17 protein-coding genes are annotated in these 17,624 nt (G+C 66.5%); 6 read left to right on the top strand and 11 right to left on the bottom strand.

Going from position 1 to position 17,624, the window contains the following annotated elements:
* Window positions 1-28: 28 nt before the first annotated feature.
* The 8 genes from B9C99_RS16520 to B9C99_RS16555 all read right to left on the bottom strand — a co-directional run bounded on the left by B9C99_RS16520 (window position 29) and on the right by B9C99_RS16555 (window position 6,822).
* Window positions 29-1,147 carry an MCE family protein gene (locus tag B9C99_RS16520; RefSeq protein ID WP_229568125.1) on the bottom strand — a complete coding sequence of 373 codons (1,119 nt, stop codon included), beginning with the start codon at window positions 1,145-1,147 and terminating at the stop codon, window positions 29-31.
* Window positions 1,144-2,196 carry an MCE family protein gene (locus B9C99_RS16525; protein ID WP_229568124.1) on the bottom strand — a complete coding sequence of 351 codons (1,053 nt, stop codon included), beginning with the start codon at window positions 2,194-2,196 and terminating at the stop codon, window positions 1,144-1,146. Before B9C99_RS16525 ends, B9C99_RS16520 begins: the two co-directional genes overlap by 4 nt.
* The gene (locus tag B9C99_RS16530) at window positions 2,193-2,414 is read right to left on the bottom strand and encodes a hypothetical protein (protein WP_088898601.1); all 222 of its coding nucleotides are present in this window, start codon (window positions 2,412-2,414) and stop codon (window positions 2,193-2,195) included. The genes B9C99_RS16525 and B9C99_RS16530 overlap by 4 nt, the downstream gene beginning before the upstream one ends.
* Complete coding sequence (locus B9C99_RS16535) at window positions 2,414-3,487, bottom strand: MlaD family protein (RefSeq protein ID WP_016696350.1); 1,074 nt, start codon at window positions 3,485-3,487, stop codon at window positions 2,414-2,416. Before B9C99_RS16535 ends, B9C99_RS16530 begins: the two co-directional genes overlap by 1 nt.
* Entirely contained in the window at window positions 3,484-4,761 is a 1,278-nt protein-coding gene (locus tag B9C99_RS16540) for an MCE family protein (RefSeq protein ID WP_253250101.1), read from the bottom strand. The genes B9C99_RS16535 and B9C99_RS16540 overlap by 4 nt, the downstream gene beginning before the upstream one ends.
* A gap of 3 nt (window positions 4,762-4,764) precedes the next feature.
* Window positions 4,765-5,619, bottom strand: a complete 855-nt coding sequence (locus B9C99_RS16545) for an ABC transporter permease (protein WP_088898603.1) — start codon at window positions 5,617-5,619, stop codon at window positions 4,765-4,767.
* Entirely contained in the window at window positions 5,616-6,428 is an 813-nt protein-coding gene (locus B9C99_RS16550; RefSeq protein ID WP_016696353.1) for an ABC transporter permease, read from the bottom strand. The genes B9C99_RS16545 and B9C99_RS16550 overlap by 4 nt, the downstream gene beginning before the upstream one ends.
* A 169-nt stretch (window positions 6,429-6,597) precedes the next feature.
* Window positions 6,598-6,822: a hypothetical protein gene (locus B9C99_RS16555; protein ID WP_016696354.1), complete on the bottom strand. Its 225-nt coding sequence runs from the start codon at window positions 6,820-6,822 to the stop codon at window positions 6,598-6,600.
* Window positions 6,823-7,146: 324 nt separating this feature from the next.
* Here B9C99_RS16555 and B9C99_RS16560 point away from each other — a divergent pair, with 324 nt between their 5' ends.
* From B9C99_RS16560 to B9C99_RS16570, 3 genes are all read left to right on the top strand, one after another.
* Complete coding sequence (locus tag B9C99_RS16560) at window positions 7,147-8,430, top strand: TetR/AcrR family transcriptional regulator (protein ID WP_172414979.1); 1,284 nt, start codon at window positions 7,147-7,149, stop codon at window positions 8,428-8,430.
* Window positions 8,431-8,642: 212 nt separating this feature from the next.
* Window positions 8,643-9,632: a nitronate monooxygenase family protein gene (locus B9C99_RS16565; RefSeq protein WP_016696356.1), complete on the top strand. Its 990-nt coding sequence runs from the start codon at window positions 8,643-8,645 to the stop codon at window positions 9,630-9,632.
* Window positions 9,633-9,651: 19 nt separating this feature from the next.
* Window positions 9,652-10,236, top strand: coding sequence for a PadR family transcriptional regulator (locus B9C99_RS16570; protein WP_016696357.1), 585 nt, complete (start codon window positions 9,652-9,654; stop codon window positions 10,234-10,236).
* Window positions 10,237-10,407: 171 nt separating this feature from the next.
* On the opposite strand, the gene B9C99_RS16575 is transcribed toward B9C99_RS16570, so the two are convergent.
* On the bottom strand, window positions 10,408-12,666 hold the full coding sequence (locus B9C99_RS16575) for an NADP-dependent isocitrate dehydrogenase (RefSeq protein WP_016696358.1): 2,259 nt from the start codon (window positions 12,664-12,666) through the stop codon (window positions 10,408-10,410).
* A 562-nt stretch (window positions 12,667-13,228) separates the two neighbouring features.
* A complete protein-coding gene (locus tag B9C99_RS16580; RefSeq protein ID WP_088898604.1) occupies window positions 13,229-13,678 on the bottom strand; it encodes a cupin domain-containing protein in 450 nt (149 codons plus the stop codon).
* A gap of 148 nt (window positions 13,679-13,826) precedes the next feature.
* Here B9C99_RS16580 and B9C99_RS16585 point away from each other — a divergent pair, with 148 nt between their 5' ends.
* Window positions 13,827-14,627: a DUF2470 domain-containing protein gene (locus B9C99_RS16585; RefSeq protein ID WP_088898605.1), complete on the top strand. Its 801-nt coding sequence runs from the start codon at window positions 13,827-13,829 to the stop codon at window positions 14,625-14,627.
* Between the two features lie 65 nt (window positions 14,628-14,692).
* On the opposite strand, the gene B9C99_RS16590 is transcribed toward B9C99_RS16585, so the two are convergent.
* Window positions 14,693-15,313 (bottom strand): TetR/AcrR family transcriptional regulator, encoded by a 621-nt coding sequence (locus tag B9C99_RS16590; protein WP_216359307.1) that lies wholly within the window; start codon window positions 15,311-15,313, stop codon window positions 14,693-14,695.
* Between the two features lie 155 nt (window positions 15,314-15,468).
* Here B9C99_RS16590 and B9C99_RS16595 point away from each other — a divergent pair, with 155 nt between their 5' ends.
* Both B9C99_RS16595 and B9C99_RS16600 read left to right on the top strand, forming a co-directional pair.
* Window positions 15,469-16,659: an SRPBCC family protein gene (locus B9C99_RS16595; protein ID WP_088898607.1), complete on the top strand. Its 1,191-nt coding sequence runs from the start codon at window positions 15,469-15,471 to the stop codon at window positions 16,657-16,659.
* 162 nt (window positions 16,660-16,821) lie between these two features.
* Window positions 16,822-17,592: a hypothetical protein gene (locus B9C99_RS16600; protein WP_088898608.1), complete on the top strand. Its 771-nt coding sequence runs from the start codon at window positions 16,822-16,824 to the stop codon at window positions 17,590-17,592.
* Window positions 17,593-17,624: the final 32 nt, after the last annotated feature.

Consider the following 17,624-nt stretch of genomic DNA (forward strand, 5'->3'; position numbering starts at 1 on the left):
CGACGAGGTGACGCTGCAGAAGCTGAGCTCACGGGTTGCCTCCTGGTTGTCCACCGGTGACCGCGCTGACGATGCCGAGCGGATCCGAGGCGCTGATCGGGAAGGAGATCGGATTGGTGAAGCCGGCTCCCGTGCACAGCGGGAGCGGATGTTCCGCGCACAGCGGGGCCGCGACCGCGAACTGCGTCAGCGCGGTGGAGATGTTCAGACGGATGCGGCCGCGACCGTCGGGGCCGATCGTGTCGGTCAGGTTCTCCATCATCAGCGGGACGAGGTCCATGAACTCGGCCAGACCCTGAGGGTTCTCGCCGAGGGTGTCGCCGATGACCTTCAGGTTGTCGGAGATCGCACCGAAGCTCTCCTGGTGCTGCGCGACGAAGGTGTCGACCTCGTCGAACACGACCTGCAGTTGCTGCAACGGCTCGGTGACGTCGAGATCGCTCTCCTCCCAGACCGCGGCGAGCGCGCTGAGATCGGTGACCATGCTGTCGAGACCCACCGACCGTTCGTCGAGGGCGCGCAGCAGTGTCGAGAGGTTCTCGACGAGCAGTGCGAAGTCCTCAGTGGATGCCCCGACGACGCCCGTGGCGGCGGCGAGATCGGCGATGGCGTCGTGGAAGGCCGCGCCGCGCCCCTCCCACACATCGGCTCCGCTGGTGAGGACGGCACCGAGGTCGGCGTTGTCCGGTCCCATCGTCTCGATGATCGTGGACAGGCTGTCGAGCATGTTGTCGATGTCGATCGGCGAGTGGCTGCGGTCCTTCGGGATCACCCCGCCGTCGGCGAAGGTGGGACCGCCGTCGTAGGCGGGCCCCAGTTCGACGTAGCGTTCGCTGATGATCGCGGGGCTCATCACGTAGGCGGAGACGTCCTCGGGGAGAGTCACCTCGTCGGGGACGGTCATCGTCACTCGCACGGACGTTCCCTGCGGTTCGATGTCGGTGACGGTGCCGACCTCCACGCCGAGCACGGCGACGGTGCTGCCCACGTAGATGCCGTTGACGTATTCGAAGTCGGCGTGGACGGTGTGGCTGCGGTCGGTGCGGCCGAAGACGTACCACGCGGGCAACGCGATCAGAAGGAGTAGGACAAGGGTCGCCGCGACGATCTTCTTCCGTCGCGAGGTTCTCGTCGGTGTCGAGGTCACCGGCATTCCTGCATCACTCCGATCGCGCAGAGAAGATTGTCGGGAAGGACCGTGGCGGGGGTGACGACGTCCGCCCACGAGCCGTTGCCCGTGGCATCGGTGACGGTGCGCAGGGCCGGGGGCAGGCGGTCCATGAGCAGGCCGATCCGGTCGGCGTTGCGCTGGAGGGTCCCGGAGACCTCCACCAGGTTGGCGACGAGGCGGTCGGCGTCGCCGCGGTTGGCGGTGAGCGTCTCCGACATGGTCGCGATGACGACCCGCAGGTTCTCGACGAGCCGGGTGAGTGTGTCCTTGCGGACGACGAGGGTCTGCACGAGGGTGCGGGCGTCGACCGCGTTCTGCACCAGGGTGTCCTGCTGGTCGACCGCCATTTCCGACAGCTTCCGGGCGGTGTCGAGGAGCTGGTCGAACTGTTCGCCGTGCCGGGAGAACGCGGTCGAAGCGGCGCTGATACCGGTGAGGGCACGGTCGAGTTCGTCGCTCTCCCGCGGCAGCACCTGCGACAGGGTGCTCATCATCTCGGTCATCGCGTCGAGGTCGAGGTCCTCGGCGACCGCGTCGGCGCCGGCTCCGATCTCGTCGAGCGAGTAGGGAACGGTGGTGCGGGCCAGCGGGATCCGGTTCGCTCCGTCGTCGACCCCGGCGGGACGGAGATCGAGATACCGCTTGCCGAGGACGGTTTCGAGCCGGACCGATGCGGTGGAGGTGTTGCCCACGGCGCGCTGCTTGTCGAGGCGGAAGTCGACGTCGACGTGGGTACCGGCGAGCCGGATGCCCTCCACGCGCCCGGCCGCCACGCCCGCGACATAGACCGGATCGCCGGTGGCGAGTCCGGCGGCATTGGCGAACTCGGCCGTGTACGGCTCGGTGCGCACCTGGTACCACACCCGCGGAAGTCCCACGGCCGCACCGAGTCCGACGACGAGGACGAAGATTCCGATGGTGCCGAGCACGAGCGGCATGTGGGTGGTGTTCTGCCGTCGGCCACCACCGAACAGGAACTCGAGGGCACCGACGAAGACGTCGATGAGCTTGACGAGGAACATCATCGGGTGAGTGCCCCTCCCCCGGCTGCCGAGGCTGCGTCGCCTCGGAGGACGTGGACGAGATCGTCGATGTAGGCGATGCCCACCGCGACGAGCGAGACACCGGCGACCGCCACCACGACGACGACCGTCCAGGCCGCGAACTGGGGCACCCGGCCGATGCGGCCACCGAGTGCGGTGACGAAACGCACGAGCAGATCGATGATTCGGGTGAGGGTCATCATGAGCACACCGGCGAATGGGTCGGGCCGAAGATGTTCACTTCCGCGTCGCCTGCTTTCAGGGTGAAATTGCAGAGATAGAGACTGATGAAGCTGCCGTACTGCCCCGTGTGGTTGATGTTGTCGGCGAAGGCGGGCAGGCCGGCGAGCATGCGCTCGAACTCGGGTGTCGACGCGATCCACTGGTCGGTGACGGCGCCGAACTGCTGCAGGCTGCGGGTGAAGGCGCCCTGCGAGTCGGCGATGGTGTCCGCCAGTGCGGACACGCTCTGCGCACCGGTGTCGAGGAAGGCGGCCAGTTGCTGCCCGTCCCCCACCACCGAGGCGCTGAGCGCGGCCAGCCCGTCGGTGAGGTCGCGCAGTTCGTCGTGCCGGTTGTCGAGCGAACCAAGGATGCGGTTCATGTTCGTCGTGACCTCGCCGAGGATGTGTTCGCGGTCGCCGAGCTGCGTCGACAGCACCGCCACCCGGTCGAGGAACCGGGCGACCGCGTCGCCTCGGCCGTTGAAGGTGTCGACCACGTTCCGGGCGAGGACATTCACCTCCTGCGGGGGCAACGACTCGAACAGGGGCCGGAAGCCGTTCATCAGGGCGGTGAGGTCGATGGGCGGGGTGGTCTGCGAAACGGGCACCACGCCTCCCGGTTCGAGCACCTCGGTGCCGTCGGATTCGGCGGGCACCCCCGCCTCGGTGCCGTCGGATCCGGCGGCGACCCCCGCCTCGGGCAGGGTGAGCGCCACATAACGGGCGCCGAGCATGTCGCCGTACCGGACGGACGCCTCGACGTCCTTCGGGAGGGTGCGTCCGCGTTCGACCTCCACGGTGACGCGGGCGAGCGCGCGACCGTCGTCGGTGTCGGCGACGTCGACCGCGTCGACCCGGCCCACCCGCACCCCGGACAGGGTCACGGGGTTGCCGGGGTTGAGCCCTTCGACATCGGTGAACTCGAGGACGTAGTTGTCGCTGGCACCCCGCACCGGCACGGCCAGCGCGTTGTAGACGAGGGTGCTGCAGACGACGCCGATGGTGCAGTAGCCGACCAGGGTCGAGACCTGGAGTCGTGTCAGTTTCACGGAATCCGTACCTCGCTTCCGCGGAAGAGGGGGGCGAGCAGCGCCGTCACCGCGGCGTGCGGTCCGGTCGGCTCCGCCGTGTCCTGTTCCGCCGGCGCCGCGGCGGGCTCGCCGCGCAATTGCTGTTCGAGAAGTTGCAGGGGGCCGGCCTCGGCGGCCGCGTTGATCACCGGCTTGGCGGCACTGTAGGAGCCGTTGCCGGGACTGTTGCAGTTCGCGCCGGTGAGGGACCCGTAACTGGGGCAGTCCGCAGCGGTGTAGGGCAGCGGGCCGGCGAAGGTCGGGACGGCGGTGATGTCGAACCGGCCGTTGCCGAAGACCCGGGCACCGGCGGCGCCGAAGGTCTCCGCGTTCGCGAGGGTGGCGTAGAGGCCGTCCGGATCGGCGCCGGTGGTCGCGAGGATCGTGCCGATCGAGTCGGTGACCGTGATCATCGTGTCCAGTCGGGGGCCGGTGAATCCGTCGACGGAGGCGGCGAGCAGAGTCGCCGCTCCCATCGTGTCGGCCAGGTCGCCGCGGTGTTCGACGATGGCCCGGGAGACCTCGGTCGCGGCGGAGAGCATGCCCACCATATCCGGGGTCGCGGTCTGGAGCGATTCCATGACCGTGACGAATTGCGGTGTCGCGTCGATGAACTCGTTCAGCGACGGAGTGAGCTGGTCGGTGGTCGCGGCGAGCCGGTCGATGGTGCGTCCGATGGTCTCACCGTTACCGTCCAGGGCGCGCCCGAGCGCGTCGAGGGCCTTGGCCATCTCCTGCGGCTGCATCTGCTCGAGCACACTCGACATGCGGGTGAACACGTCGTACATCGCGACGGCCTCGGGGCCGGTGTCGACGGCGATCGAGTCGACCTCGGCGAGGGCGACCGCCTCGGAAGGCCCGGCGCTGCCGTGGGCCGCATCGCCGCCGGCCGGATCGGTGGTGACCAATTCGACGTAGATGTCGCCGAAGAAGGTGCGCGGAACCACGCGGGCCAGGACGTCGGACGGGATCGTGCGGGAGGCATCGATGTCGACGGCCAGTCGCACCCGCGATTCGGTGGCGCCGGCCTCGATCGAGGCGATCCGGCCGATGTCGACGCCGAGATACCGGACCGGTGCTCCGGCGTTGACCAGGCCGACGGCGGAGGGCACCTCGACGAAGACGTCCTCGGTCCGATCGAGCGCGCCGGTACCGCGCAGCACCATCACCGCCGCGACGCCGAGGGCCACGGCGAAGGCCACAGCACCCCGGACCAGATAATTCAGTCGTTCGCGTGAACTGGGACGGTCCACGAATCACACCCCCATACCAGGAATTTCGGGAACCAGTCCCCACAGCGCGAAGGTCAGCAGCACGTCGAGCACACCGATGGACAGGATCGCCGTGCGCAGCGCCCGACCCGCGGCGGCACCGACGCCGGCGGGACCACCCGAGGCGTAGTAGCCGTAGGCGCAGTGCACCAGGCTGACGACCATCGCGAAGGCCATGGCCTTGATGCCCGAATACAGCAGGTCCTGCGGGGTGAGCACGAGGTGGAAGAAGTAGTCGTAGGTGCCCGCGGACGCGCCGTTGAACACCACCACGACCAGCCGGGTGGACAGGTAGCTGGCCAGCAGCCCGATCATGTAGATCGGGATGACACACACCATCGCGGCGATGGTGCGGGTGGCGGCCAGGAATGGGATCGACTTGATGGCCATCGAGTCGAGCGCGTCGATCTCGTCGGAGATGCGCATCGCCCCGATCTGGGCGGTGAAGCCGACTCCCACCTTCGCCGACAGGGCGATGGCGACGACGACCGGTGCCAGCTCGCGGGTGTTGGCCACGGCGGAGAGCATGCCCGACATCGTGGTCATCCCGACGAGTTCGAGGCCGCGCTGGGTCTCGACGCCGAGCATCATGGCTGCGGCAAGCGACATCGCGAAGACGATGCCGATCGTGCCACCGCCGGACAGCAACGACTGCGTGCCGAAGCTGACCTCGCTGATCTGCGCGATGACGTGCTTTCGGAATCTGGTGAGCGCGTAGGGAATCGACGCCACGGTGCGGCAGTAGAAGGTGACGTGCATCCCGAGCGTGGCCAGGTTGTCGCCGGTCTGCCGGATCGGTTGCGCCAGCCGTGTGGCCTGCAATCGGACATCGGTGCTCATCGGAACTCACCCACTGCCGGGACGATCACCGTGTACAGCGCCGACAGAGCGGTGTTGACGATGAAGACGAGCGCGAAGGCGATGACGACGGCTTCGTTCACCGCGTCGGCCACCCCGCGCGGGCCGCCCTTGGTGTGCAACCCCTTGAACGTGGCGACCAGCGCCGCGAGCAGGCCGAACACCGCGGACTTCACGAGGGCCATGACGAAATCGGCCGGTCGGCCGTACTCGGCGAAGGTCGCCATGAACGTGCCGGCCGGCAGATGCTGCACGTAGATGTGGTAGAGCCAGCATGCGGCGACACCACCGACCGTGACCATCGAGCACAGCGCCAACGAGACGATGACCGCTCCGACGAGCCGGGGGGCGACGAGGCGCTCGAGGATGTCGAGACCCATCACCTCCATCGCGTCGATCTCCTCGCGGATCTTGCGGGACCCGAGATCGGTGCAGATGGCGGAGCCGGCGACGCCGGCGAGCATGAGCGCGCAGACCAGGGCCGAGGCCTGGCCGACGATGATGAACGCGACGACGGCACCCGAGTAGCCGCCGGCTCCGATGCGGCCGGCGAGTTCGCCGACGGACACGGCGATGAACACCCCCACCGGGACCATGAGCAGCAGGGACGGCCCGGTACAGACCCTCCCAATGAAGAGTGTCTGAGTGACCGTCTCGTGCAACGAAAGTCGCCGTCTGAGCACCGCGGCCGCGAGGACCACGAGCGATTGGACGGCGAAGCCGATGAGATAGCCACCTTCCGTCGCGACGTCCCTGATGGGACCACGCGAGTTCGGCAACTCGTAGGTCATCTACCGGTTCCCTTCATCGAACCCCCCTGGATGTCGGCGCCGGAAACCGCCCGTCGGCGCCGAGTGGAACTGTCCGGCCGGTGGCGGAGCGCGTCACGGTCCGAGCGCGTGAAGTGTGCCACACCCGTCCTGTGCCGGACAAGAGCTAAGTGAACAACCATTCCGACGTTCATGTCATGCACACGTCGGAGAAGATGAGGACCGGCCAGCACACGATCGATCCGAGGAACGAGATCACCAGATCCGCCCCGTCCATGGCACCGAGATGTGAGGTGTGGGTGAGGGTCCAGATCACCCCGACCAGGCCGTACGGGATTGCGACGAGGATGACGAGTCCGATGAACTCGGCGACGGTCATCTCGTAGGACAGGATCCTGCGGGCGATGGCAAGCATGGCAGAGCCCTCCTCGATGGATGGAAGAACGAGCGGAGAACGACGGTCCCGGCCCGGGCCGGATCAGGATCGATCGAACCGGTCCGCCGGCACGACCGCCGGGGAGGTTATCAGGAACATCCGGAATTTGTGAACGGCCATTCCGAAGGTCTCCGAAGACCCGATCGACGTCGCGCGGACATCGTTCGGACGGCCCCGATGGCAACAAGGAACCGGCCGCTCGGATGGATCGATGCCCCGTCGGTGTGTACGCTGCTCGCAGAACGGGTCGAGAATTTCCCCGACGGAGCGACACCGATCCTCCGCGAACGACATCCAGAATCAGTGAGGCGAACACGCGTGGTCGGCAAGACGTCCCCCGACACCGGACGACGAACCCGCCCGAAGGATCGTCGTGCGCGAATCGCCGCCGCAGCTGCCGTCGCCTTCGCCGAGCGCGGCTACCACGGTGTGAGCGTCGAGGACATCGCGACGGAGGTCGGTGTCACGAAGTCCGCGCTCTACCGGCACTTTCCGGGCAAGTACGCCCTGTTCCTGAATTCGGCGCTCATGCTGATCGATTCGCTCGAGGGCGCCCTCGATTCCGTGCCCGACGACCCCGCGCGCGATCCACGGGAGACCCTCCGTGCCCAGATGTCCGCGATCATCGCGGTGACGATCGAGCAGCGTCGGTCGGCCGGGATCTACCGATGGGAGCGCAGATATCTCCGGAAGGAGGACCGCCCCGCCATCCGCGAACGCTCCTGGGCGGTCAATGCCCGCATCCGTCGCCCACTGCAGCAGATCCGGCCGGATCTGTCCGACGAGGACGCGTTCGTGCTCGTCGCGGCCATGCTCAGCACCATCGGCAGCATCACCGTGCACAATCTGACGCTGCCTCCGCGGTACATGGAACAACTACTGCTCGATGCGTGCACCGCGCTCGCCGAGACCCGCTTCTCCCCCGCTCCCGCCGCGCCCGAGCGAGTCGCCGCCGCGGATCGCCCGGGCCAGGACAACATGCGGGAAAACCTGCTGCGTTCGGCGGTCGGGCTGTTCCACCAACGGGGCTACAACGAGGTCGCGGTCGAGGACATCGCTGCCACGGTCGGCCTCCCCGCCTCCGGGATCTACCGTTATTTCGTGTCGAAGTCCGACATCCTCGCTGCGGCCTTCCACCGAGCGGCCGACCGACTCGAGACAGCCGTGGCCGCCGGGACGGCCGCAGCGTCCGATCCGGAGGACGCGTTGCGATCGCTGGTCTCGATCTACGTCGACCTGTCGTTCTCCCAGCGGGAACTGATGTCGGTGTACTTCGCCGAGCTCGTCAACGTTCCGGACGCCTCGCGCGCCGATCTGCGGCTGCGTCAGCGCGCCAATGTGGAGCAGTGGTCGTCCTACCTGCAGGCGATCTGCGACGGTCTGTCCGCCGCGGATGCCCGCTTCCTCATGTACGCCGCGATCAACCTGGTGCCGGATCTCGGGGTCCTGCTGGGCACGTCCGCGGCACAGCAGCAAGCGGAGAACATCCACCGGTGCATGCTCGCGGTGCTGCTGAGCCGGTCCGGTCAGCGCCTCGGCCACGGCGAGGACGCCCCGTGCACGCCGACGATCGGGTCCGCGCACTGAGCGATCACGCTCAATACGCACTGAGTGGTGCCGCTCGTTGCACACTGCGCGAGATCACCCGCTGACGCCCGTAGTGCCACTGGGTGCACACAGCTGTGATCCCCGAAAACCCTCTGTTCCAAGCTAGGTGACGTCGACCCATTGTTTTTTGCACCTTGTTGCACATAGTCTGGCGGCAGAGGGACCCTCCGGAGACGAAGAAGGAACACATCATGACGCTGCCACCGATCCTGTCCGGCCCGCTGAGCGTGCCCCTGGTCGCTTCCCCGATGTTCATCGCGTCAGGGCCGGAACTGGTGTCCGCCCAGTGCCAGGCCGGAGTCGTCGGGTCGTTCCCGGCACTCAACGCGCGTCCTCAGTCGATGCTCGTCGACTGGCTGCAGCAGATCACCGAGAGCAACGCCGACTACGCGGCACGCCACCCCGAGGAGTACGTCGCGCCGTTCGCCGTCAACCAGATCGTGCACCGCTCCAACGAGCGGCTCGAGCAGGACCTCGAGGTGATCGTCGAGCATCGGGTCCCGATCGTGATCACCTCGCTCGGTGCCCGTAAGGAGGTCAACGAGGCCGTTCACTCCTACGGTGGCATCGTCCTGCACGACGTGATCTCGAACGAGTTCGCACACAAGGCGATCGACAAGGGCGCCGACGGCATCGTCGCCGTCGCCGCGGGCGCAGGCGGGCATGCCGGGACGCAGTCCCCGTTCGCGTTGCTCCAGGAGATCCGTCGGTGGTTCGACGGCCCCCTGCTGCTGTCCGGCTCGATCGCTCACGGCCGCTCGATCCTCGCCGCGCAGGCCGCCGGCGCCGACCTCGCCTACGCCGGCACGGCCTTCCTCGCCACCGAGGAGGCCCGCAGCGCCGAGGACTACAAGAACATGATCGTCGACAGCACCGCCAAGGACATCGTCTACAGCAACCTGTTCACCGGCGTGCACGGCAACTACCTGCGAGGAAGCATCGTCGCCGCCGGACTCGACCCCGACGACCTCCCCGAATCCGATCCGTCCGCCATGAACTTCGGGTCCGGTGGCACCACCGACGCCAAGGCCTGGCGCGACATCTGGGGAGCCGGCCAGGGCCTCGGCGCGATCGAGTCCGTCGTCCCCGTCCGCGAGCTCGTCCAACGACTTCGCGACGAATACGAGCAGGCGTGGACGTCCCTCGAACGACGCCGGGTCGCCACGATCGACGCCGGATAGTGTGACCTAGGCTGACGCGGTGTCTCTCAGGTTCGCCATCCTCACCGCGCTGGTCGAGCGCGACAGCACCGGACTGGAACTGGCGCGGCGCTTCGACCGGTCGATCGGGTACTTCTGGCCCGCGACCCACCAGCAGATCTACCGCGAACTGGATCGGATGCGGGCGGGCGACCTGATCCGCGAAGTCCCGACGGACGGAAAACCCGGCCGCGGTCAGCCTCGACGTTTCACCATCACACCCGATGGTCGCCGACTGCTGCGCGGCTGGATCTCCGAGATCGAGGATCCGGACGTGGTGCGCTCCGGTGTCTCCGTGCGCCTGCGCGCGGCCGCGGCGCTCGACGATCCCGACGCCGCGCGTCCCGCGCTGGAACATCAACGGGCGTATCGCGCGGCGATGCTCGAGCAGTATCGCGCCATCGAGCAACGCGACTTCGCCGAGGCTCGGGGCGACGCGCGGAGCATCCTGCAGCACCTTGTGCTCCGCCTCGGCATCCTCCTCGAGGAGACCTGGCTTACCTGGCTGGACGAGGCGCTCGACACGATCGACCGGCTCGACGCGACGCCGGATTCCTCCGCCGACCGCAGCGGAACGGTCCCGTAGACCGGAACACGAGAACCGCGCCGAGGCGCACTACGCGAGGAGGTCGACCGGCCCTTCATTCGGGGCCGGTCGACCTCCCTCTGCCCGTGCATTCTCGGGACTGCGTGACGACCCGCGCGGTCACACCGGCCGAGGAGCGGCGGCTTGTCTACACGGATGCAGGTCTACCTGTCACGGTGCGTTTCCGGCCTCAGGGTCGACTGCCGTCAGCGCGGTGGTCAGGGTCCGACTCGGCCGCATCACGGCCACGGTCTTGTCCCTGTCCGGCCGGTAGTAGCCGCCGATGTCGACCGGCGCGCCCTGCACCTCGTTCAACTCCCGCACGATCGTGTCCTCGTCCCTGGCCAGCGCCTCGGCCAGCGGGGCGAACTGTTCGGCGAGTTCCGGATCCTCGGTCTGCGCGGCAAGTTCCTGTGCCCAGTACATCGCGAGGTAGAACTGGCTGCCCCGGTTGTCGAGCTCGCCGACCTTGCGCGACGGGCTCTTGTTCGTCTCCAGCAGCTTGCCGGTCGCTGCATCGAGCGCGTTCGCCACGATCTTGGCGCGCTCGTTGCCGGTCTTGATACCGAGGTCCTCCAGGCTCACGGCCAACGCCAGGAACTCACCGAGCGAATCCCAGCGCAGGTGGTTCTCCTCCACCAACTGCTTGACGTGCTTGGGCGCCGACCCTCCGGCGCCCGTCTCGTAGAGGCCGCCGCCCGCCATCAGCGGCACGATCGACAGCATCTTGGCGCTCGTCCCGAGTTCGAGGATCGGGAACAGGTCGGTGAGGTAGTCGCGCAGGATGTTGCCGGTCGCGGCGATAGTGTCCATTCCGCGGATCAGCCGCTCCAGTGTGTACCGCATCGAGCGCACCTGCGACATGATGTGGATGTCGAGGCCCTCGGTGTCATGATCCTGCAGGTACAGCTCGACCTTCTTGATCAACTCGTTCTCGTGGGGGCGGTACGGGTCGAGCCAGAACAGGACCGGCATACCGGAGTTGCGTGCCCGGGTGACCGCGAGCTTGACCCAGTCGCGGATCGGCGCGTCCTTGACGGTGCACATGCGCCAGATGTCGCCCGCCTCGACGTGCTGGGTGAGCAGCACCTCGCCGGTTTCGACATCGACGAAGTTGGCCTCGCCCTCCTCCGGAACTTCGAAGGTCTTGTCGTGCGAGCCGTACTCCTCGGCCTTCTGCGCCATGAGACCGACGTTGGGGACGGTACCCATGGTCGTCGGGTCGAACGCGCCGTTGGTCTTGCAGAAGTTGATGATCTCCTGGTAGATGCGCGCGAAAGTCGACTCCGGCATGACCGCCTTGACGTCCTTGGGTCGTCCGTCGGCGCCGTACATCTTGCCGCCCGAGCGAATCATTGCGGGCATCGAGGCATCCACGATGACATCGCTGGGGGAATGGAAGTTGGAGATGCCGCGGGCGGAATCGACCATGGCCAATTCGGGCCGGTGCTCATGGCAGTTGTGCAGGTCCTGCTTGATTTCGTCCCGCTGCGTGCTGGGCAGCGCCTCGATCTTGTCGTACAGGTCGCCGAGACCGTTGTTGACGTTGACGCCCAGTTCGTCGAACAGCTTCTGATGCTTGGCGAAGGCGTCCTTGTAGAAGGTCTTCACCGCATGGCCGAAGACGATGGGGTGCGAGACCTTCATCATCGTCGCCTTGACGTGGAGGGAGAACATCACGCCCGTCTTGCGCGCATCCTCCATCTGCTCCTCGTAGAACTCCAGCAACGCCTTCTTGCTCATGAACATGCTGTCCATGATGTCGCCCTCACCGAGCTCCACCTCGGGCTTGAGGACGATCGTCTCGCCACCCTCGGTCACCAGCTCCATCCGGACCTTGCGCGCCCGGTCCAGCGTCATCGACTTCTCGCCGTGGTAGAAGTCGCCGTGCCGCATGTGCGCGACGTGGCTGCGCGAGGCCATCGACCACTCGCCCATGCTGTGCGGGTGCTTACGGGCGTACTCCTTCACCGCCCGGGGTGCGCGCCGATCGGAGTTGCCCTCACGCAGGACAGGGTTGACCGCACTGCCGAGAATCTTGCCGTAGCGCTCCCGGATGGCACGCTCTTCGTCCGTCTTCGGGGCGTCCGGGAAATCCGGGACCTGGTAGCCCTTGCTCTGCAGTTCCTTGATGGCAGCCAGGAGCTGCGGTACGGACGCACTGATGTTGGGCAGTTTGATGATGTTGGTCTCGGGCAGTTGCGTCAGACGACCCAGCTCGGCCAGGTTGTCCGGGACGCGCTGCTCTTCCGTGAGGTGCTCGGGGAACTCGGCCAGGATCCGCGCAGGCACCGAGATGTCGCTGGTCTCGACCTCGATGCCCGCGGCCCCAGCGAAGGTACGCACGATCGGCAGGAAGGCGTAGGTCGCAAGCAACGGCGCCTCGTCGGTCAACGTATAGATAATGGTCGACTGCTTGTCGGCGCTCATTCTTGTCTCGACTCCCTACGTCGGTTCGGTCCGCCTCACGAAATGCTCCGCGTGCGGGATTGCATCGGGTATCAGGCTACGTGCGAGAACTCGAGAACGATATTTACTCGCCGGTAACTCGAACTCCGCCGACAGGCTTCGACGGCCCGACGGGCGCCCGACCGTCGACCCCATGTCTGCTCGCGACCGACAACGCCGCAGTCCGGCGCGCCACCGATTCGATGGCCCCTCGACCTGTCGTGACGCGGGTGCGATCAGCGCACAGCATCGCCGTCAGGAAAGAAGTCTTCGCAAGCAGTGGGAAGACTGCTGTCACAAGCGATCCCGATGTCGAACCGGAATTCGATCCCTCGGCCGTCCGATCGCGGTCGAACGCCGACGCCTGCAGATGCTGTCGTCAGGGACGATCGTTCCGTCGAGATTCGTCGATCGTCGCTCTGCGGGGAGACGACCGCGGACCCGAGAGGGAGCCGCACGCCTGCGTCCCGATGAAAAACTTCACATTTCTCGCCGACGACTCGACTCGAGCTGTTACCGCCAGGAGCCCGCCACTGCTCCGACATCAATCGCAGGCGGGCGCCGGAACATCCTCGAACAGCGGCGACCCGATCGGCACGAGGTACACCACGTCGAGGATCACCGGCTCCGCGCCGAGATTCCGGCCCACGTGCAGGTGGTCCCGACCCGACGGTTCGTTGATGAAATCACCGGTCTCGAACACGACAGGCTCGCAGTCTCCTTCGGGATGCGTCAATGCGCCGGCCCGCACGATGCCGAGCACGGGACCATCGTGATAGTGCCAACCGGTGCTACCACCCGGTTCGATGGTGATCTCCCGGGCCACGGCGTGCACACCGTCCGGTACGACCGGCAGCAGTCCCGGTGGCACCTCGATGTCCACCCATGTCACCCCTGAGATGCCCTCGCTCGGGGTGGCGTACGCCCACCCGGGCACCGCCACCGTTGCTGCACATGCCGTCGCCGCGAGTACACCCTGCACGGAGCGCTTCATGCGCACGGACGCTACCGCCTACACGACACTGCTGCAGGACAACTCGTGCACTCGATGAACCCGTCCTCTGCTTGCCGCTCCGCCGCGGCCCATCATGCCCATCCATGACGGCTCGCTCGGAAGCCGGCGTGTCGGTAGCGTCTCGTGAATGACGAACTCGGATCACGGAGACCCCGGCGACGCTCCCACCGTGCCGCCGCCGTTGGCGGAGATCGTCAACGCGACCCGACCTACTGCCGCCGAGGAAGCGCGGACGGTCGCGGCGTCGACGAACACCGGCACTCTCGCGACCCTCACGAAGGAAGGAGACCCTTGGGCCTCCTTCGTGACGTACGGACTGGTCGGCGGCTCACCGGTGTTGTGCGTGTCGCACATGGCAGAGCACGGCCGCAATCTTGCGCGCGACCCACGCGCGAGCATCGCGATCGTCGCGCCCGACCCGCAGTCCGACCCGCTCGCCGGCACCCGCATCACTCTCGCCGGGTACGTCGAGCGTCCCGAAGGTGAGGAATTGGCCGCCGCGCGCGAAGCACACCTGGCCGCTGTCCCCGCGGCCCGCGTGTACATCGATTTCAGCGACTTCACGCTCTGGGTTCTTCGGGTTCAGCGCGCGCGCTGGGTCGGTGGGTACGGACGGATGGATTCGGCCACCGCCAAGGACTATGCCGAAGCGTTGCCGGATCCTGTGACCCCGTCGGCGGCTCGTGCGATCGCGCATCTCAACGACGATCACGCCGACGCACTGCTGGCGATGGCCCGGAAGCTCGGCGGGTTCCCGGATGCGACAGCGGCAACCTGTGTCGGAGCCGACCGATACGGCCTCGACCTCGATGTCACCACGCCGCGTGGGCGAGCCATGACGCGCGCCGGCTATCTGTCGCCGCTCGACTCCGCCGACGAATTGCGCGCAGCAACAGTCGCTCTGGCTCGCGCGGCGCAATCACCGTAAACATGGTCAGTGCTGTGGCTCGAGCATCGCTGCTGCCGTGGCGAGGTCGGATTCCTTCTCGGTGATCAGCGCGAACAATGCGTACCCGACGGGGGCCGCGTTCCAGACGGCAAGGCCTTCGCCTCGATGGCGGTTCCGACCCAACGATGCAGAAACGCGCGCAGCTCGGCCGGGGAACGGAGAGGATCACCAGGGTCGACGAGGAGCGATTGAACGAACCGGAGCATGATCTCGACCAGTTCGTTCATGTCGGCGTCCGTCCATCCGTGTGCTGCCCAATCGATGGCGAGGTGATCCACGATCACGCGTCCTATGGCGATGGACCGGGCGGCGGTCACTTCGGCGGTGAACTTCGCGTTCTCGGGCCGGGCGAACAGCAGACCGAAGCGGCGATGCTTGCGTAGACGCTCGAAGGTCAGAGCGATCGCTTCGACGATCGCGTGTGACGGCTCGGTGAGACCTTCGAGAGAACGCGCCAGGTCGCCGAGGAACTCGTCGGTGGCGTGTTGCGCCGTCGCGGCCAAGAGGGCCTGACTGTTCGGAAAGTACCTGTAGACGGTCTGGCGAGCGATGCCGAGTTTCTGCGCAACCTGACGGATGTTCACGTCGGTCGCGCCCGAATCCATGAGCTCTCCGGCAGCGATGATGATGCGTTTCGACGCTTCGTTGTCATCGGCAGGGGGCATCAAACCGGCCCATCCATGGGTACGCACCCACTCATTGTCCCGTGCCGAATGCGACAGTGCTCGTTCGGCCGGGACGTACCGGACAATACGGCTGGACATAGAACACGTTTCATGTACTGTCACCCTTGCTGACATCGGTAGCGAAAGGACCTGGCATGGCCACCGTCGAGAATCCGACCCCAGCACCGACCACCAGCCCCTACGGGGCCGAACTCACCCGAAGGGCCCTGAATCTGGCGCTGTCCGACACCACGGACATGGCCGAGGCAACACTCCGCGTGCCGCTGGCGTACTACCGAGACGACAAGTTTGCGGAGTTCGAACGCACTCGACTCCTGAGGGAGACACCTCTGCCGTTGTCGGCGTCGGCGCAGATCCCGAACAACGACGACTACGTGGTGCGCACGGTGCTCGACGACTCGTTGCTGATCACCCGTGACCATGACGGGCAGGCTCATGTCTTCTTGAACTACTGCCGCCACCGCGGAGCAATGCCGGCGTGCGGGGCCGGGAACAGTCGCCGGTTCACGTGTCCGTACCACGCATGGGTCTACGACAACAAGGGAAGACTTCGGGGAGTCCCCGGCAAGGCGGGGTTCGACGACATCGATCGGAACGACTACGGCCTCGTGGAACTACCCAGCGAGGAGCGTCACGGGTTCGTCTGGGGTGTCCTCGACGCTGATGTACCACTGGATCTGGACTCTCATCTGGGTGAATTCGGCAACGAGCTTGCACGGTGGGACTACCGGAATTTTCAGTATCACGACGAGCGACACCTGGAAGCGGACGTCAGCTGGAAGGGTGCACTCGAAGCATTCGCCGAGGGCTATCATTTTCCGTTCGTTCACGGGGACAGCGTCATCGGACAGAACACCATCGCGAATACCCATGTGTACGACGAGTTCGGTCCGCATCACCGGATCGGCTTCCCGTTCAATTGGGTTCGGGACCTCGAGGGCAAGGAGCAGGACGACACCTGGGATGACCCGATCGCGCACATGGGCATCATCTATTGGGTCTATCCCAACCTGATTCTGGCCAACAGTCCTGTGGGGGTGGAGGTCATCGACATCTTGCCCGGCAGGTCGGCCACCACCTGCGTCGTGCGGCACAGTTGGATGGCGAAGTACCCCGCGGAGAGTCCGGAGCAGGTGGAGCTGTACGCCGGCATTTTCGCGCAGGTTCATGCTGCCGTAAGGGATGAGGACTTCGCGATGCTCCCCCAGTGCGGCGAAGGAGTGCGCCGCGGCCAACATGAGCACATGCTCATCGGGCGCAACGAGATAGGCGTGCAGCACATGATCAGGGTGATGGCCGAGAGGGTGGGGATCGACCTGAAATGACCCTCGTTGCCCGTCGCCATGCCCTCCTCCCGTTCCGGCTCGGGTGATCCGTCAGCACCGGATCCGACGAGCGCTCACCTCGTGTGACGACACGGCAACATGTCGACAGTCAGCGCGTGTCCTGCCCCGGAATCGCCGGTCACTCGTGGCAATGTCCACAGAATGCATCCGTACGACCAGGGGTTCGAGCCTCCGCAAGCATGCTCCGAGTGGTGTCGGGCGCGCTCGTTCGACCTGCAGGTGCTCGACGAGGGCGTCACCGTCGACCTGAAATGGTGGAACAGCCACCTCGAACGCGCCGGGCACGAGATCCGCCTCCGGGGACGGAATCTCGACGGACGGATCATCGACGACGGCGACGCGATCGTCCAACGCAACGACCTCCGATCGGACAGTGAACTGATCGAAGCCGACCACGCCGGCCTGGGGCTGTTGTTCCTGTGCGCGGCCTGGCGCAGCGCGCATCCGCGACGACGCGGCGCCCGACGTTTTCCGGACGTCCGCGACACACACGCCCCGAAGGACCGGGACCGGTTCACCAAGATCAAGGGAGTCCTCGACTACTGCGCGAAGACCAAGTCTCTACCCGACACCGCGCGGCAGACCTGGTCCGGATGGCCGGACACTCCCGGCGTCGGCGTACCGCTGCTGGCGACCTATCTGTGGGCGGTCGAGGTGCGGACCGAGGCGGGCCCGGCGCAGCTTCTCGATCAGCACGCGGTGTCGACGCTCATCCACGAAGGGTGGCTCGAGGATCCGTCGGTCGCCGACTTCACGCTGCGGCGCTATCACCGGTACGTCGAACTCCTCAACATGTGGGCGTCGTTGATTGCCACGCGTCCGGAGATGGTCGAGATGTGGCTCGTCGACCGTTGGCACGCCCGTATCTGTGAAGCCCGGGACGGGTCGCACGCGACTCCGCGATTGTTCTGATCGACCCGGGCGTCGCGATGAGGCCGCCCGAA

Source organism: Rhodococcus sp. BUPNP1, assembly GCF_002215235.1.
In the GTDB taxonomy this organism is placed as follows: domain Bacteria; phylum Actinomycetota; class Actinomycetes; order Mycobacteriales; family Mycobacteriaceae; genus Rhodococcus.

Bases quoted from the DNA above. Each gene is read 5' to 3' on its own strand.
- B9C99_RS16580 (WP_088898604.1), bottom strand. From the start codon at position 13,678: ATGAAGCGCTCCGTGCAGGGTGTACTCGCGGCGACGGCATGTGCAGCA.
- B9C99_RS16590 (WP_216359307.1), bottom strand. From the start codon at position 15,313: ATGCCCCCTGCCGATGACAACGAAGCGTCGAAACGCATCATCATCGCT.
- B9C99_RS16530 (WP_088898601.1), bottom strand. From the start codon at position 2,414: ATGACCCTCACCCGAATCATCGATCTGCTCGTGCGTTTCGTCACCGCA.
- B9C99_RS16555 (WP_016696354.1), bottom strand. From the start codon at position 6,822: ATGCTTGCCATCGCCCGCAGGATCCTGTCCTACGAGATGACCGTCGCC.
- B9C99_RS16595 (WP_088898607.1), top strand. From the start codon at position 15,469: ATGGCCACCGTCGAGAATCCGACCCCAGCACCGACCACCAGCCCCTAC.
- B9C99_RS16550 (WP_016696353.1), bottom strand. From the start codon at position 6,428: ATGACCTACGAGTTGCCGAACTCGCGTGGTCCCATCAGGGACGTCGCG.
- B9C99_RS16525 (WP_229568124.1), bottom strand. From the start codon at position 2,196: ATGATGTTCCTCGTCAAGCTCATCGACGTCTTCGTCGGTGCCCTCGAG.
- B9C99_RS16545 (WP_088898603.1), bottom strand. From the start codon at position 5,619: ATGAGCACCGATGTCCGATTGCAGGCCACACGGCTGGCGCAACCGATC.
- B9C99_RS16565 (WP_016696356.1), top strand. From the start codon at position 8,643: ATGACGCTGCCACCGATCCTGTCCGGCCCGCTGAGCGTGCCCCTGGTC.
- B9C99_RS16575 (WP_016696358.1), bottom strand. From the start codon at position 12,666: ATGAGCGCCGACAAGCAGTCGACCATTATCTATACGTTGACCGACGAG.
- B9C99_RS16585 (WP_088898605.1), top strand. From the start codon at position 13,827: ATGACGAACTCGGATCACGGAGACCCCGGCGACGCTCCCACCGTGCCG.
- B9C99_RS16600 (WP_088898608.1), top strand. From the start codon at position 16,822: ATGCATCCGTACGACCAGGGGTTCGAGCCTCCGCAAGCATGCTCCGAG.